Genomic DNA, 16419 nt, shown 5'->3' on the forward strand with positions numbered 1-16419 from the left:
TACAATCGGAGAATTACCAATGGCTGACAAGATCCCTGATCTGCACGCCGAGGTTCGCGCGGGGACAGGCAAGGGGGCCGCCCGCACAGCTCGTCGTAACGGAATGGTTCCGGGAATCGTTTACGGTGGGGGCGCCGATCCGCTGCCCATCAACCTCGATTTCAACAAACTGCTGACGCGCCTGCGCAAGGGCCGCTTCATGTCGACGCTCTTCAACCTGAAGGTCGACGGCCATGACGACGTGCGGATCATCTGCCGCGGTGTCCAGCGCCACGTGGTCAAGGACCTGCCGACGCACGTCGATTTCATGCGCCTGAAGCGCACGAGCCGCGTCGACATCTTCATCCCCGTCGAGTTCATCAACGAGGAAGAGTGCAAGGCGCTGAAATCCGGCGGCGGCACGCTGACCGTGGTCCGTAACGAAGTCGAGATGAACGTGCTGGCCGGTGACATTCCGGACCACATCACCGTCGATCTGGCGGGCCGCAAGATGGGCGACGTCATCCACTTCAGCGACATCGCGCTGCCGGGCGACATCAAGCCGGTCATCAGCGACCGCGACTTCGTCATCGCCAACATCGCGGCGCCCAAGACGATCGCAGCCGACGACGACGAGGATGTCGCGGTGGACGAGGTCCCGACGACCGAGATGGGCCCGCCGGCCGATCCCGAGAACGAAGAGAACTGATGGATCGGGGCCCTGCGGGGCCCCTTTTCATATCCGGCCCTTTTCGCGGTGCCGCGTGCGGGCTATCTGGGGTGCATGAAACTTCTCGTAGGCCTCGGCAATCCCGGCTCGCAATATGCGGGTCACCGTCACAACATCGGATTCATGGCACTTGACCGGATCGCGTCCGATCACGGCTTCGGCCCCTGGCGCGCCAAGTTCAACGGCGAGCTTGCCGAGGGCCGGTTCGGCAGCGACAAGGTCCTGCTTCTTAAGCCCACCACGTTCATGAACGATTCGGGACGGTCGGTGCAGGCAGCCTGCGCCTTTCACAAGGTCGCCCCCGCCGAGGTCGTCGTCTTTCATGACGAGATCGATCTTGCCCCCGGCAAGGTCAGGCTGAAGACCGGCGGCGGCCACGCCGGCCACAACGGGCTGCGGTCGATCCATGCCCACATCGGGCCGGACTATGACCGCGTGCGGCTGGGTGTCGGCCATCCGGGGCACAAGGACCGGGTGCCGGGCTACGTGCTGCACGACTTCTCCAAGGCCGATCAGGACTGGCTGGACGACGAATTGCGCGGCATCTCGGACGGCATTGCAGAGCTAGTGTCAGGCCACGGCGATCGTTTCCTGAATGCCATCGCCCTGCGCACGGCGCCGGCGCGATCATCGACCACGAAGACCGCAAAACCGATACCGGAGGCCGCGCCGGAACCGGATGATACGCGCAGCGCGATGGAAAAGCTCCGGGACCGCTTCCGGTGACGCCGGTGGCTGTTGTTCAGGCCTTCACGGCGCAGGCCGCCCACTGCGCCAATCTGGATTCGCCGTTCCTTGCCCGCCTCTGCACCCTTCTGGCCACGCGGGAGTGGCCGGCGGGCCCTATCCGAGATCGCATCTTTTCCTGGCCGGGAAACCCGTCACACCGGGCCGACGCAGTGCCTCTGCGCCTGTGCGGCGCACTGCACGCCCTGCGCCTGAAAGGCGATGCCGCGCTGATGCTGGCCTATCCGCCGCATGACGTCAGCGACGAGGACCTTTGGCGCGCGGTCGGTGCCGCGCTGACCGATCATGCTGCGGAAATCGACCGCTTCATCGACAGCCCGCCCCAGACGAACGAGGTACGACGGGCTGGCGGGATCATCGCAGCGGCGCATTGGCTGCATGCCCGCCACCCCTTGCCCTTCCGCCTGACGGAACTCGGCGCCAGCGGCGGGCTGAACCTGATGTTCGACCATTTCGCGCTGGCATTGCCAGGCAAGACCCTCGGACCGCAGGTGCCCGCGTTGACGCTGACCCCCACGTGGACGGGACCGCTGCCGCCGGACTCTGCCCCGCAGATCGTCGAGCGCACGGGTTTTGACCTGAACCCTTTGAATCCCGCAGTCCCGGACGATGCCCTGCGGCTTCAAGCCTACCTTTGGGCCGATCAGCCCCACCGGATGGACCTGACCCGCGCGGCGATGAAGGTTGCCACCGGGCCGGTGATCCGCGCGGACGCGATCGACGGCCTTACCCCGCGCCTGACCCACGTGCCGGGGCAGCTTCATCTGATCTACCACACCATCGCCTGGCAGTATTTTCCTTTCGAACGGCAGGCCATGGGGCGTGACAGGATCGCGGCCGCCGGTGCGGCTGCCACCGCCTACAACCCGCTGGCCTGGCTGGGGATGGAGGCGGACGGCACCGATGCGCCGGGTGCGGCGCTGACCCTGCGGATTTGGCCGGGGGACATCACCGTGCAGCTGGCGCGGATGGACTTCCACGGGCGCTGGATCGACTGGACCGCCCCCGACTGACCCTTTCGCACCGAAGCCCGGCACGTTATGGTCCGGGGTATGGAAAAAGACCCCTCCTTCAACGTCCTCGGCAGCACGCTGCAACCCTGTTCCACGGCGCCCATGACCGGGTTCTTTCGCAACGGGGCCTGCGACACCTGCGCCGCCGATCAGGGCAGCCATACGGTCTGCGCCGTGATGACGGCGGAATTCCTGGCCTACTCGAAATACGTCGGCAACGATCTGTCGACACCGCGGCCCGAATTCGGGTTTGCGGGGCTGCAGCCGGGCGACAGCTGGTGTCTGTGCGCTAGCAGGTTCCTGCAGGCCCATGACGAAGGCTGCGCGCCGCAGGTCAGCCTGCACGCCACCCACGTCCGGGCGCTGGAAATCGTGCCGGTGGACGTGCTGCGCCGCTACGCCACGCGGGAATGATCCGCGCCGCCTGCCTTGCAGTCCTGTGTCTGCCCGGACCGGCCACGGCGCAGGACGTCGCGCTGCGCCCTGCGGATCGGGCACGGCTTGATGCCTTCGAGGCCACCGTCGGGCCCGCCCTGCTGCAGGCTTTCGCCGGGGGCCGTCTGGGCGATGTCGATATGCTGCAGGAGGTGCTGTCGGGGCAACCGGTCGCACCGTTGGAAACCACGCTGCCGGGCGACTGGAGCTGTCGGATGTTCAAGCTGGGCGGCAATCTGAACCCGCTTGTCGTCTACGCGCCCTTCGACTGCACGATCGCCCCGGACGGAAGCGGGTTCACGCTGGACAAGGTCACGGGATCGCAGCGCCTGACCGGGCGGATATCCTTGCTGGATGGCAGAATGGTGCTGACCGGGACCGGTTACGTCGCGGACACGCCACCGGTGCCCTACGCCGACCTCCCGCCCGATGCGGGCGGTGACGGCACGATCTGGCCCGTCGTGGGAGCCGCGGAGCAGGTCGGGCCGGACCGGGTTCGCATCCTGATGCCGCAGCCGGTGCTCGAATCCGACCTCGACATCCTCGACCTGCGGCGCAGACCTGCGGCAGAACCGGCGCCTGACATCCCGGCGGATACGGTGCCGGACGCGCCGACACCGACGGACGGCTAGACCGCAGCGGTCGATTCAGATCTTCATGTCGAAGCCGAGGTGCTTGGCCACGGTGAAGATGTCCTTGTCGCCGCGACCGCACATGTTCATCACCAGCAGGTGATCCTTCGGCAGCGTGGGCGCGATCTTCATCACGTGTGCCAGCGCGTGCGACGGTTCCAGCGCAGGAATGATCCCTTCCAGCGCGCAGGACAGCTGGAACGCCTCCAGCGCCTCGACATCCGTGATCGAGACATATTGCGCCCGGCCGATGTCATGCAGCCAGGCGTGTTCCGGCCCGATGCCGGGATAGTCGAGACCGGCGGAGATGCTGAATCCCTCGAGGATCTGGCCGTCGTCGTCCTGCAGAAGGTAGGTGCGGTTGCCATGCAGCACGCCCGGGCGTCCGCCGGTGAGGGAGGCGCAATGCTCCATCTTGGCGTTGACGCCCTTGCCGCCAGCCTCGACCCCGATGATGTTGACACTCTTGTCGTCGAGGAAGGGGAAGAACAGCCCCATCGCATTCGATCCGCCGCCGATGGCGGCGATCAGCGTATCGGGCAGACGGCCCTCGGCCTCGTGCATCTGATCGCGCACTTCCTTGCCGATGATCGACTGGAAGTCGCGGACCATCGCTGGATAGGGGTGCGGCCCCGCTACGGTGCCGATGCAGTAGAATGTATCGCGCACGTTCGTGACCCAGTCACGCAGCGCGTCGTTCATTGCGTCCTTCAGCGTGCCGCGGCCGGACGTGACGGGAATCACCTCTGCCCCCAGAAGGCGCATCCGAAAGACGTTCGGCGCCTGGCGCTCGACGTCATGTGCGCCCATGTAAACAACGCATTGCAGGCCGAACTTCGCGCAGACGGTGGCGGTCGCGACGCCATGCTGGCCAGCGCCTGTCTCGGCGATGATCCGGGTCTTGCCCATGCGGCGGGCAAGGATGATCTGCCCCAACACGTTGTTGATCTTGTGCGCGCCGGTATGGTTCAGTTCATCACGCTTCATATAGACCTTGGCACCGCCGAGGTGGTCAGTCAGCCGTTCGGCAAAGTAAAGGGGGCTGGGACGGCCGACGTAGTGGGTCCACAGATCGTGCATCTCTGCCCAGAAGCTGTCGTCGGTCTTGGCCTTCTCGTATTCCTCTTCCAGAGACAGGATCAGTGGCATCAGCGTTTCGGACACGAAACGGCCGCCGTAATTGCCGAAGCGGCCCTTTTCGTCGGGGCCGTTCATGAAGCTGTTGAAAAGATCGTCAGGCATCGTCGGTCCCCCGTGAAAAGTGTCGCAATAGCAGTAGACCCGGCACGTCGCCGGGTAAAGGCGGTCAGACGCCGCGGACGGCGGCGCAGAAGTCGCGGATCATGTCAGGATCCTTCACGCCCGGCGCGCTTTCGACGCCGGACGAGACATCGACCTGCGGTGCCCCGGTCAGGCGGATCGCCTCTGCCACGTTGGACGGCCGCAGGCCGCCGGCCAGCATCCATGGCACCGGCCACGATCGCCCTTCCAGCAGCGTCCAGTCGAACGCCAGACCGTTGCCCCCGGGCAGGACGCCGCCGCGTGGCGGCTTGGCATCGACCAGCACCTGCTCGCACACGGCCATGTAGGCGTCCAGCTCGTCGAGGTCCGCGGCCTCGGCGATGCCGACGGCCTTCATCACGGGAATCCCGGTGCCCTGCCTGATCTCTTGCACACGGTCCGGGGTTTCGTGGCCGTGCAACTGCAGCAGATCAATTGGAACACGCGCCAGAAGTGCGTCGAGCGTGGCATCGTCAGCGTCCACGGTCAGCGCCACCTTGCGGATCCCGACCGGCACGGTCAGGGCCAATTCGGCCGCGTCGTCGAGCGTCAGGTGACGCGGCGAGCGGTCGAAGAATACCAGACCGATGTCATCCGCACCGCAGGCAACGGCTGCGGCGACGTCTTGCGCGGTGCGCAAGCCGCAGATCTTGATACGAACGGGCAAGGATCAGGCGATCCGACGGTTGGGCGAGTCGAGAAGCGCGATGACATCGTCACCTTTCTTCGGGCTGCCAGCAGCAAGACGCAGCTGCGCCACTTCCTTGCGCAGGCTGTCGATCTCACGCGCCCGCGCGCGTGCTTCGACCCGCTCGGGGTATTCGCGGATCCATTCCCAAATCAGCCCCAGCAGCATGCCGGCACCGACCGACAGGAAGATGACGATGAACAGCGGCAGCGTGATTTCCGGCGAAATGTTGAAAAGGTTCGCGAAGGCCGTAGGCATCGCCTGCAGCGTCGTTGCGTCGCGGTTGGCCAGACCCACCAGCACCAGCAGCACAGCCACGATGGCCCAGAAGACGTATTTCAGAGTTTTCATCGGGGCGTGATCCTTGTTGGGTCGGTTGGGCGAAGGTTAAGCGCCATTCAGACGGTCGCGCAACAGCTTGCCCGTCTTGAAGAATGGCACATGTTTCTCTTCCACTTCAACCGCTTCGCCCGTCCGCGGGTTCCGTCCGGTGCGCCCGTCACGCTTCTTGACGGAGAACGCGCCGAAACCGCGCAGTTCCACACGATCGCCCCGCACCAGTGCGCCGGTGATTTCGTCGAAGATGGTGCTGACGATCCGCTCGACATCGCGCTGGAACAGATGGGGATTATCCTCTGCAATCTTCTGGATCAGTTCGGAACGAATCATAGGAAACCCCGCAGGCCTAAACAGCAGAACGGGCAGTCACGCCCTTGCCGGACTATAGGGTGGAACGGCGGTTCACGAAATAGGTCGCGGCGCCGTGATTGTGCAAAAAGCCGCCGCCTCGATTGCATAAATCGAACCATCTGCCGCCGACGAGGGTCGACGCCCGCAGGCGGCCGATGCACGGCGCAGTCCCCCGCCCCGCCGATTGCGCGATTCGACGCGAAAAGGCCCCGCAGGATTGCTCCGGCGGGGCCCTAAATCGTTTCCGTTCGTCAGAACAGCGTGATCAGTTGTCGCCCTTCAAAGCGGCGCCGAGGATATCGCCCAGCGACGCGCCGGAGTCGGAGGAGCCGTACTGGTCGATGGCTTCCTTCTCTTCCGCAATCTCGCGCGCCTTGATCGAAAGGCCCAGCTTGCGGGTCTTGGAGTCGATGTTGGTCACGCGCACGTCGACCTTGTCGCCCACGCCGAACCGCTCGGGGCGCTGCTCGGCCCGGTCACGGGACAGGTCGGAGCGACGGATGAAGCTCTTCATGCCCTCGTATTCGACCTCGATGCCGCCGTCCTCGATCTTGGTCACTTCGACCGTGATGATCGAGCCGCGCTTCACGCCGCCGATGGCGTCGGCAAACGGATCACCGTCCAGCGCCTTGATCGAGAGCGAGATGCGCTCCTTCTCGACGTCGACTTCGGAGACCTTGGCCTTGACAATGTCGCCCTTGCGGAAGTCGCCGATGACGTCCTCGCCACGGCCGTCCCAGGTCAGGTCGGACAGGTGGACCATGCCGTCGATGTCGCCCGGCAGGCCGATGAACAGACCGAATTCGGTGATGTTCTTGACCTCGCCTTCGACCTCGGTGCCCTCGGGGTGCGTTTCAGCGAACACCTCCCACGGGTTGCGCTGGGTCTGCTTGAGACCGAGCGAGACGCGACGCTTGGCAGAGTCGATCTCCAGCACCATCACTTCGACTTCCTGAGAGGTCGAGACGATCTTGCCGGGGTGGACGTTCTTCTTGGTCCAGGACATCTCGGACACGTGGACCAGACCTTCGACGCCCGGTTCCAGTTCCACGAATGCGCCGTAGTCCGTGATGTTGGTCACGCGGCCCGTATGGGTGGATTCAAGCGTGTACTTCTGTTCGACGGCATCCCACGGATCGGCCTGCAGCTGCTTCATGCCAAGGCTGATGCGGTGGGTTTCCTTGTTGATCTTGATGACCTGCACCTTGATCGTCTCGCCGATCGAGAGGATCTCGGACGGGTGGTTCACACGGCGCCATGCCATGTCGGTGACGTGCAGCAGGCCATCGACACCGCCCAGATCAACGAACGCACCGTATTCGGTGATGTTCTTGACCACGCCGTCGACTTCCTGACCTTCGGTCAGGTTGCCGATGACTTCGGCACGCTGTTCGGCACGGGATTCTTCGAGGATGGCACGGCGCGACACGACGATGTTGCCCCGGCGGCGGTCCATCTTCAGGATCTGGAACGGCTGCTTGAGACCCATCAGCGGGCCGGCATCGCGCACGGGGCGGACGTCAACCTGAGAGCCGGGCAGGAACGCAACCGCGCCGCCCAGATCGACGGTGAAGCCACCCTTCACGCGGCCAAAGATCGCGCCATCGACACGTTCTTCGTCGGCGTAGGCTTTTTCCAGACGGTCCCACGCTTCTTCGCGACGGGCCATTTCACGGGAAATGACGGCTTCGCCACGGGCGTTTTCCACCTGACGCAGGAACACTTCGACTTCGTCGCCAACCTTGATGTTGGGCTCTTCGCCGGGTTCCGCAAATTCCTTGAGATCGATGCGGCCTTCCATCTTGTAGCCGACGTCGATGATGGCCTGACCGGCTTCGATCGCGATGACCTTGCCCTTGACGACCGAGCCCTCTGCGGGCGTATCGATTTCGAAGCTTTCGTTCAGAAGGGCTTCGAATTCTTCCATGCTTGTGTTGCTTGCCATGTGGCGCTGTTTTCCTAATCTTGAGCTTTATACGGGCCGAGCGGTTGTCTCCGCCGGTCTTTGGATTGCGGTTTGGCATCGGCGACGAGTCGAACATAAAACAACAGGGCCGGTGCAATACCGACCCTGCTCGAGTCTCATGCCCGCACCTGTCTCGGCGCTTCAGCACGGTTTTTATATCCTGTGGGGCCGGCTATCGCAAGCCCCGCGGGGGTCAATCGATTCGCGTGAAAAGCCGGTCGCGATCGCGGCGCACCTTCGGCGCGTCCTTCAGCCAATCACCCTCTGTCGCGCGGTAGCCCAGAGGCAGGATCACCACGGACCGCAGGCCCTTGTCGCGCAGGCCCAGCACCGCATCGAAGGTGTCGGGATCGAAGCCTTCCATCGGTGTGGCATCGACCTGCTGTTCCGCCGCGGCGACCATCGCCACGCCAAGCGCAATATAGGCCTGACGCGCCGCATGCTGAAAGTTTACCTCGGCGTCGCGGGCGGTGTAGTTGCCCTTCAGCGTCTTGTAGTAGTCCATCAGGCGTTCGGTCACGCCGCCGCGGGCCGCACCCGTCTCGTCGCGGACCATGTCGATCCGGGCGTCGGTATAGGTGTCCCAGGCCGCGAATACGAGAAGGTGGCTGCCGTCGACGAGCTGTTCCTGACCGTAGGCGGCGTCCTTCAGCCTTTCGCGGATGTCCCGGTCGGTGATGACCAGCACCTCGAAGGGCTGCAACCCGCTGGAGGTCGGCGCCAGCCGTATCGCGTCGAGGATCGCCTCGACCTTGTCCTCCGGCACGGATCTGTCCGCGTCCATCTTCTTGGTGGCGTAGCGCCAGTTCAGCAGGTCGTTCAACATGTGAGGTCTCTTTCTGAGTGTCATTGCCGCCCGCTGCGGGCGGCGCTGACACCCACTTAAAGGCCCCCAGACGGATCGAAAGAGCCCGGCGCCGCACACCGCCTGTGCGACGCTGCACCCGGTACCGGCGATCAGCAGATGGCCTCAGAGATGTGCCGGCAATATCTACGTTTGGTCGGGTCTAGTTCAGCAACGCCTCGACCGGGGCGGTGATGGCCTGCGACATCGGGCCAACGGGAGAGCCCCATGTCCCCACCACCTTGCCCTGCCCGTCCAGCAGGATCTTGTTGAAATTCCAGCCCGGAGCGAAGCCGGTGCTGGCGGCCACCGCCTTGTAGAACGGATGCGCCGCGTCGCCACGCACATGCGTGATGTCCGTCATCGGCAGGTCGATGCCATACTGGATCTCGCAGAAATCCTTCACCTCTGCAGCCGTGCCGAGTTCCTGGTTGAAGTCGTCGGACGGCACCGCCAGCACCACGAGGCCGCGGTCGCGATAGGTGTCGTACAGATCCTGCAAGGCCGTGAACTGCGGGGTGTAGCCGCACATCGACGCGGTGTTCACGACAAGGATCGGCTGCCCCTTCCAGTCGTCGAGTGACAGGGTGCCGCCGTCGATGGACGGGAACGTCACCGCATCCGACGCCGCCCAAAGCGGCCCGGCGACGCACATCAGCACCACAGACATCGTCAATCGCATGGCACCCTCATGTTTTGACCATACCCCAATTCTAGCGCCGGTCGGCGCGAAGGAAAGCGGGTCGTTCGTCGCAGGTTGCTTCGGGACATGGCCGGACCGAGGAGGTCACAGCTCCTGTCCTCCGCGATATCTCTTCGACTGAAGAAAGGCAGCCGGGTCAGAGCCTGCGGGTTTCCACCACCGCGATCGCCTGACGCGCCGCAGCTTCCGCCGAAAGGTCCGACGTGTCGATGAGGGTCGCATCGGCGGCCGCGACGAGCGGTGCCGTGGCGCGGTCCTGATCCCGGGCGTCGCGGGCCAGCACCTCTGCCAGGATGGCGGTGCGGTCGGCGGTGATGCCGCGCGCGACGAGTTCCAGATATCGGCGCTCGGCCCGGACGTCCGGGCTGGCGGTGACGAAGAGCTTCACCGCCGCGTCGGGGCAGATCACCGTGCCAATGTCGCGTCCGTCGAGGACGACGCCGCCGTCACGGCGGGCGAAGTCGCGCTGAAACGCGACCAGCGCCGCACGCACCTCTGGTATGACGGCGACCTGGCTGGCTGCATCGGCCACCGCCTGTGTCCGCAGGGCGTCGTTTTCCAGATCGGCGGGGTCCAGTGCGCGCGCCACGGCAATCGGCGTCCCGCCTGCCAGCACCCCTGCCCCAACCGCGCGGTACAGCAGGCCCGTATCGAGATAGGCGAAGCCGAAGTGCGCCGCCAGCGCCCGCGCAAGGGTGCCCTTGCCAGCTGCCGCCGGCCCATCGATGGCGACGGTAAAGTTCATGCCTTTGACCCGTCGATAAGGGCGCCAAGACTGGCCATGAGGGGGCCGAAAATAGGGAAGGATGTGGTGATGGGACTGCCGTCATCGACGCTGACGGGTTGCTGTGTGGCCATGCCCATGACCATGAAGGCCATTGCGATGCGGTGATCGAGCCGGCTCTCGGCGGTGTTGCCGCCCGGGACCTGACCATGACCGAGGCCGGTCACGACCCACCAGTCCTCGCCTTCGTCGACCGTCACCCCTGCGGCGCGCAGGCCCTTGGCCATCGCGTCGATCCGGTCACTTTCCTTGACGCGCAGCTCCTTTACGCCGCGCATCTCGGTCTTGCCTTGCGCGAAGGCAGCCACCACGGACAGCACCGGGTATTCATCGATCATGCTGGCCGCCCGTGCGGGCGGGACGACGACGCCGTGCAGATCGGGCGAGAACCGCGCCCGCAGGTCGGCGACCGGCTCGCCGCCCTCCTCGCGCTCATTCTCGTAGGTCAGATCGGCGCCCATCTCACGCAGTGTCGTGAAGAGACCCGCACGGGTCGGGTTGAGGCCGATGCCCGGCACCAGCACGTCGGACCCCGGCACGATCAGCGCGGCACAGACCGGAAAGGCGGCGCTGCTGGGGTCGCGGGGCACCGCGATGACCTGCGCCTGCAACTCCGGGCGGCCCTGCAGGGTGATGACCCGGCCTTCGTCGGTCTGTTCGACATCGATCTCGGCGCCGAAGCCCGCCAGCATCCGCTCCGTATGGTCGCGCGTCGCCTCGCGCTCGATCACGACGGTTTCGCCCGGGGCATTCAGGCCGGCCAGCAGCACTGCGGACTTCACCTGTGCAGACGGGACCGGCACGACGTATCGCACCGGTACCGGATCCGCCGCGCCGACCAGCGTCATCGGCAGCCGTCCGCCCTGCCGCCCGTGGGCGCGGCAGCCAAACAGCGCCAGCGGATCGGTGACGCGCCCCATGGGCCGACCGCAAAGGGATGCATCCCCCGTGAACGTCGCGGTGATCCCCGTGGTGGCCATCGCGCCCATGATCAGCCTGACGCCGGTGCCGGAGTTGCCGCAGTCGATCACGCCGGACGGCTCCGCAAATCCGCCCACGCCGACGCCCTGCACACTCCACGCGCCGCCGCCGTGATCGGTGACGGTCGCCCCGAAGGCGCGCATGGCACGGGCCGTGTCAAGGACGTCGTCACCCTCCAGCAGGCCGGTGATCCGCGTCTCGCCGACGCTCAGCGCCCCCAGGATCAACGACCGGTGAGAGATCGACTTGTCGCCCGGCACCTCCGCGACACCGGTCAGCGGCCCGCAGGCGCGGGACGTCATCGGAACGGGGGTGCCATGGCCGGACATAGGGTGGTTTCCTTCGTGGATGCTGGGATCGCTTTAGCGCAGCCGCCGGTCCGGGTCGAGACCTCTGGGGACGGCGGGCGGGGCGCCTTGGCCCGGCACGGGCCAACAGCGCCGCACGGCGTCACGCAGGCTTGCGGAAGGTCAGGTAGTGCGGCCGGCGCCCCTCGCGCAGCGCCTTCATCTCGTAGCGGGTCGAAATCCAGTCGTCCCAGGGGACGCCCATGCCGTCCGGCAGCTCCGTCTGCAGGACGAAGCCCGCCTTCGGTACCTCGGCCAGCGTCTGGCGGACGTAGTCGGGTATGTCCGTCGCCACGCGAAACGCCGCACCGGGCCTCAGCACACGATACAGCGGATCGAGATGCTCTGCCGTCACGAACCGCCGCCGGTGGTGGCGGGTCTTGGGCCAGGGGTCCGGGTAGTTGAGGAACGCCTTCTCGATGCAGCCCTCCGGCAGGACATCGAAGAGATCGCGCACGTCGCCGGGATGGACCGCGAGGTTCGACACTTCAGCCCTGCGGATCTTGCCCAGCAGCATCGCCACGCCGTTGATGAAGGGCTCGCAGCCGATCAGGCCGATGTCCGGATAGCGTTGCGCCATCGCGACCATGTGCTCTCCGGCCCCAAAACCGATTTCAAGCCAGAGCGGCCGACCTCCGAGGATGGTTGCCGGATCGAGAGGCACCCGGTCCGGATTCACGTCCCAACCGACGGGGCCCGGCGACAGGGCGTCGAGATCGTTGTCGAGATAGTCCTTCTGGCTCGACCGGATCGTCTTGCCGCGGAACCGACCGTAGAAGTTGCGCCACGGGGCGCCGGAGGGATGTCTGTCATTCTGCATGGGCGCGCTTTAGCGTCAGACGCCCCGCCCTGCAACCATGCCTTGACTGCGCTGCGGGGGGCGGGCCAGACCGCCCGCCCCCCGCAGGGGTCGCATCAGACAGCGCGTGTCAGCGCATCCACGAGGTCCGTCCGCTCCCAGCTGAAGCCGCCATCGGCCTCCGGCGCCCGGCCGAAGTGGCCATAGGCCGCGGTGCGGGCATAGATCGGGCGGTTCAGGCCAAGGTGGGTGCGGATGCCCTGCGGCGTCAGGTCGATGGTCTGGCGGATCGCCTTTTCCACCGCCGCCGGGTCGACATCGCCGGTGTCGTGCAGATCGACGTAGACCGACAGCGGCTGCGCGATGCCGATGGCATAGGACAGCTGCAGCGTGCATTTGTCCGCCATGCCGGAGGCTACGACGTTCTTCGCCAGATAGCGCGCCACATAGGCGGCGGAACGGTCGACCTTGGTCGGATCCTTGCCGGAGAACGCGCCGCCGCCGTGGGGCGCGGCGCCGCCGTAGGTGTCCACGATGATCTTGCGCCCGGTCAGGCCGGCATCGCCGTCCGGGCCGCCGATGACGAAGGTCCCCGTAGGGTTCACCCACCATTCGGTCGCATCGGTGATGAAGCCGTCCGGCAGGACCTCGCGGATGTAGGGCTCCACGATGGCGCGGATGTCCGCGCTCGACTGGGTCTCATCCGCGTGCTGGGTGGACAGGACGATCGATGTCGCCTCGACCGGCTTGCCGCCCGCGTAGCGCAGGCTGATCTGGCTTTTTGCGTCGGGGCGCAGGGTGGGTTCGGCGCCCGATTTGCGCACCTCTGCCAGACGGCGCAGGATCGCGTGGGCATACTGGATGGGTGCTGGCATCAGGTCGGGCGTCTCGCGCGTGGCGAAGCCGAACATGATGCCCTGATCGCCGGCCCCTTCCGGCTTGTTGTCGCCGGCATCGACGCCCTGCTTGATGTGGGCGGACTGTTCGTGCAGCAGGTTGGTGATTTCGCAGGTGGCGTGGTGGAACTTGTCCTGCTCGTAGCCGATGTCCCTGATCGCGGCGCGGGCGATGTCCGGCACACCGGTCAGGAAGGCATGCGTCTTGTCCAGCGTGCTCAGCCCGACCTCTCCGCCGATGACGACGCGGTTGGTGGTGGCGAAGGTCTCGCAGGCGACGCGGGCCTCCGGCTCTTCGGTCAGAAAGGCGTCGAGGATGCTGTCGGAGATGCGGTCGCAGACCTTGTCAGGATGCCCCTCCGACACGGATTCAGAGGTGAATATGTAGTCTTGTCGTGCCATGGGGATGTGCTCCAGTCAAAAATACTCCGCCACGTCAGGAAGCCGTTGTGGCGGGTCAAGGGCTTGGTTACGCAGGCCGCCCATCGGGGTCAACGCAATTCGTGCCGCATCCGACGGTTGCGCAGGGCGATCAGGATCAGACCCAGCACAACGAAAATCATCACGGGCCAGTCGCCCCAGCGCACGTAGAGGGTTGCGGCCCGCGCCGGCGGCAGGGGGGCGTCGACATAGCCCGCCCGGTCGAGCGGGATCATTGCCCTGACCCGGCCCCGCGCGTCGATCATCGCGCTGATTCCGGTGTTGGCCGACCGCACCATCGGCAACCCCTGCTCGATCGCACGCAGACGAGCCTGCAACAGGTGCTGCGTCGGCCCCGCCCCCTTGCCGAACCACGCGTCGTTGGTGATCATCATCAACAGGCGGGGACGTTCCGGTGTCGCGATCTCCTCGGCAAAGATGCCTTCGTAGCAGATCAGCGCGCGGGCCTTGCCGATGCCCGGCAGATCGATCAGCGGCTGCGGCACGGGCCCCTTGGCAAAGCCGCCGCCTTCGGAGGTGGCGATGCCGTGCACGCCGAACTGCTTCAGCAGTTCACCGAACGGGGTATATTCCCCGAAGGGCACCAGATGCGCCTTGTCGTACGTCTGCTCCACCAGCCCCATCCGGCCCAGCAGGATCAGGGAATTGTAGTAAAGCCCGTTCTGGCTGCGGTTGATGCCGGTGACCAGCGGCGTGCCTTGCGCCGCCTCCGAAATCGCCTCGAGCTCCGGCTGGGCATAGTCCAGCAGGTCGGGCACGGCGGTTTCCGGCCAGACGATCAGCGCGGGGCGCGGCGCGGCCTGCGTATAGGCGATCATGCGCTGGAAGAAGATCAGGTTCTGGGTCGGGTCCCATTTCTGGTCCTGCGGCGCGTTCGGCTGCACGATGCGGATCACCGGCGCGTCGGGATTGACCGGGTCCGGCCCCGGCACCAGCAGAGGGGCCGCGGCGGCTGCCACGATCAGCGGAATGGCCCCTGTCCAGCGCCGTTGCGCCATCCAGACCAGCCCCGCCGCCACGGTCAGCGCCAGCAGTGTCAGCAGGTGCGGCCCGCCGAAGGCCGCCAGTTGCGCCCAGGGCGTCGGGATCAGGACGTGACCGATCAGCGCCCAGGGAAAGCCGGTAAAGAGATAGCCGCGCAGCGCCTCTGCCAATGTCAGGCACAGGACCAGCGCCGACAGGCGCTGCGGCGCGATCAGCCGCGCGACCAGCGTGCCGGCGACCCAGAACAGGCTTTCGCGCAGCGCCATCAGGCTGACCGCCAGCGGCGCGGCCCAGCCCCATGTCGCGGCATCCACGAGGAACGGATCGACCAGCCAGCGCAGGGTGAGGCCGAAATAGCCCAGACCGATCAGCAAGGCCGCCCAGAGGGCGGACCGCAGCGCGGGCTCGGTCGTCAGGACTGCCAGCACGACGGCCCATGCCGGGACGGCGATCCACCACCAGTCAAGCGGCGCCATGCCCAGCGCGACGACGACGCCCAGCAGCACCAGCGCAAAGGCGCGCGGCCAGCGGCCCAGCCGCCACAGGCGATCCGTCAGTGGTGTCATGTCAGCCCCGGGTCATGCCTGCGACAGGCGCACGCGCAGCCGCTTGATCCGGCGCGGGTCGGCGTCGAGCACCTCGAACTCCGGTCCGTCGGGGTGGATGATCACCTCTCCGCGGACTGGCACGTGGCCCGACAGCATCATCACAAGCCCGCCGAGGCTGTCGATCTCCTCCTCGTCGATATCCTCGTGGCGGGTCAGGTCCATGCCGATCTCGGCCTCGAAATCCTCCAGCGCGGTCTTGGCCTGCGCGATGTAGACCCCGGGGCTTTCCAGCGAGAAGCTCTTCACCTCGTCGACGTCATGCTCGTCCTCGATGGCGCCGACGACCTGCTCGATCAGATCCTCGATCGTGACCAGCCCGTCTGTGCCGCCGTATTCGTCGATCACCAGCGCCATGTGGGTGCGGTCCGCCTGCATCTTCTGCAGCAGGATGCCAAGCGTCATGGAGGGCGGCACGAACAGCAGCGGCCGCAGCAATGCACGCAGGTCGAAGGCCATCGCGTCGCCCTCGAACCCGTACTTCAGCGCGAAATCCTTGAGGTTCACGAAGCCCATCGGCGTGTCCAGCGTGCCGTCGTAGACCGGCAGACGCGTCAGGCCGCTGTCGCGAAAGGTGGCCACGAGGTCGTCCTTGCTGGTGGTGACGGGGGCGGCCACGATATCGGCCTTGGGAACGGAAACATCCTCGACCCGCATCCGCCGCAGGTTCAGCATGCCGGGCATCGGAATCGTCGGCGGGGCCGGTCGCGCGCTATCGTTGCCGTCGTCGTCGCCTTCACCGTTGGGTGACAACGCTTCGAACAGCCGGCTGAAGAAATTGCCTTTCTGTTCGTCGCTCTGGTCTGGTGCCTCTTCGGACTGCGCGCCCTGCGCTGCCCCTCTGGACCCGTCGTCGGTATCGCCCATCGTCTCC

At 66.0% G+C, this 16419-nt stretch carries 18 protein-coding genes and 1 riboswitch; of the genes, 5 read left to right on the plus strand and 13 right to left on the minus strand.

Annotation, left to right across the window (positions count from 1 at the left end; all coding sequences use genetic code 11):
- Positions 1-19 precede the first annotated feature (19 nt).
- From BUA54_RS13330 to BUA54_RS13350, 5 genes are all read left to right on the plus strand, one after another.
- Positions 20-688, plus strand: coding sequence for a 50S ribosomal protein L25/general stress protein Ctc (locus BUA54_RS13330; protein WP_072857747.1), 669 nt, complete (start codon positions 20-22; stop codon positions 686-688).
- Between the two features lie 75 nt (positions 689-763).
- Positions 764-1435, plus strand: coding sequence for an aminoacyl-tRNA hydrolase (pth, locus tag BUA54_RS13335; protein ID WP_072857748.1), 672 nt, complete (start codon positions 764-766; stop codon positions 1433-1435).
- A gap of 5 nt (positions 1436-1440) precedes the next feature.
- Positions 1441-2469, plus strand: coding sequence for a DUF2332 domain-containing protein (locus BUA54_RS13340; RefSeq protein ID WP_072857875.1), 1029 nt, complete (start codon positions 1441-1443; stop codon positions 2467-2469).
- Positions 2470-2508: 39 nt separating this feature from the next.
- Positions 2509-2883: a DUF2237 family protein gene (locus BUA54_RS13345; RefSeq protein WP_072857876.1), complete on the plus strand. Its 375-nt coding sequence runs from the start codon at positions 2509-2511 to the stop codon at positions 2881-2883.
- On the plus strand, positions 2880-3536 hold the full coding sequence (locus BUA54_RS13350; protein WP_072857749.1) for a DUF4893 domain-containing protein: 657 nt from the start codon (positions 2880-2882) through the stop codon (positions 3534-3536). Before BUA54_RS13345 ends, BUA54_RS13350 begins: the two co-directional genes overlap by 4 nt.
- Before the next feature lie 15 nt (positions 3537-3551).
- Here BUA54_RS13350 and trpB read toward each other — a convergent pair whose 3' ends face one another.
- The 13 genes from trpB to BUA54_RS13415 all read right to left on the minus strand — a co-directional run bounded on the left by trpB (position 3552) and on the right by BUA54_RS13415 (position 16412).
- The gene (gene trpB, locus BUA54_RS13355; protein WP_072857750.1) at positions 3552-4778 is read right to left on the minus strand and encodes a tryptophan synthase subunit beta; all 1227 of its coding nucleotides are present in this window, start codon (positions 4776-4778) and stop codon (positions 3552-3554) included.
- A 64-nt stretch (positions 4779-4842) separates the two neighbouring features.
- A complete protein-coding gene (locus BUA54_RS13360) occupies positions 4843-5484 on the minus strand; it encodes a phosphoribosylanthranilate isomerase (protein ID WP_072857751.1) in 642 nt (213 codons plus the stop codon).
- A 3-nt stretch (positions 5485-5487) separates the two neighbouring features.
- A complete protein-coding gene (locus BUA54_RS13365; protein WP_072857752.1) occupies positions 5488-5856 on the minus strand; it encodes a LapA family protein in 369 nt (122 codons plus the stop codon).
- Positions 5857-5892: 36 nt separating this feature from the next.
- Positions 5893-6174 (minus strand): integration host factor subunit beta, encoded by a 282-nt coding sequence (ihfB, locus tag BUA54_RS13370; RefSeq protein WP_072857753.1) that lies wholly within the window; start codon positions 6172-6174, stop codon positions 5893-5895.
- Between the two features lie 286 nt (positions 6175-6460).
- Positions 6461-8140 (minus strand): 30S ribosomal protein S1, encoded by a 1680-nt coding sequence (gene rpsA / locus BUA54_RS13375; protein ID WP_072857754.1) that lies wholly within the window; start codon positions 8138-8140, stop codon positions 6461-6463.
- A gap of 214 nt (positions 8141-8354) precedes the next feature.
- Complete coding sequence (locus BUA54_RS13380; RefSeq protein WP_072857755.1) at positions 8355-8987, minus strand: NAD(P)H-dependent oxidoreductase; 633 nt, start codon at positions 8985-8987, stop codon at positions 8355-8357.
- A 181-nt stretch (positions 8988-9168) separates the two neighbouring features.
- Complete coding sequence (locus tag BUA54_RS13385; RefSeq protein WP_072857756.1) at positions 9169-9687, minus strand: glutathione peroxidase; 519 nt, start codon at positions 9685-9687, stop codon at positions 9169-9171.
- Positions 9688-9844: 157 nt separating this feature from the next.
- Positions 9845-10453, minus strand: a complete 609-nt coding sequence (locus BUA54_RS13390; protein WP_072857757.1) for a (d)CMP kinase — start codon at positions 10451-10453, stop codon at positions 9845-9847.
- Positions 10450-11802, minus strand: coding sequence for a 3-phosphoshikimate 1-carboxyvinyltransferase (aroA, locus tag BUA54_RS13395; RefSeq protein ID WP_072857758.1), 1353 nt, complete (start codon positions 11800-11802; stop codon positions 10450-10452). Before aroA ends, BUA54_RS13390 begins: the two co-directional genes overlap by 4 nt.
- A gap of 121 nt (positions 11803-11923) precedes the next feature.
- On the minus strand, positions 11924-12640 hold the full coding sequence (gene trmB / locus BUA54_RS13400) for a tRNA (guanine(46)-N(7))-methyltransferase TrmB (protein WP_072857759.1): 717 nt from the start codon (positions 12638-12640) through the stop codon (positions 11924-11926).
- 95 nt (positions 12641-12735) lie between these two features.
- Entirely contained in the window at positions 12736-13917 is a 1182-nt protein-coding gene (gene metK, locus BUA54_RS13405) for a methionine adenosyltransferase (protein ID WP_072857760.1), read from the minus strand.
- A 7-nt stretch (positions 13918-13924) separates the two neighbouring features.
- A riboswitch (SAM-SAH riboswitch) is annotated at positions 13925-13974 on the minus strand.
- 32 nt (positions 13975-14006) lie between these two features.
- The gene (gene lnt / locus BUA54_RS13410) at positions 14007-15506 is read right to left on the minus strand and encodes an apolipoprotein N-acyltransferase (protein ID WP_072857761.1); all 1500 of its coding nucleotides are present in this window, start codon (positions 15504-15506) and stop codon (positions 14007-14009) included.
- A gap of 12 nt (positions 15507-15518) precedes the next feature.
- Positions 15519-16412, minus strand: coding sequence for a hemolysin family protein (locus BUA54_RS13415; RefSeq protein WP_072857762.1), 894 nt, complete (start codon positions 16410-16412; stop codon positions 15519-15521).
- Positions 16413-16419 lie beyond the last annotated feature (7 nt).

The organism is Loktanella atrilutea (genome assembly GCF_900128995.1).
GTDB lineage: Bacteria > Pseudomonadota > Alphaproteobacteria > Rhodobacterales > Rhodobacteraceae > Loktanella > Loktanella atrilutea.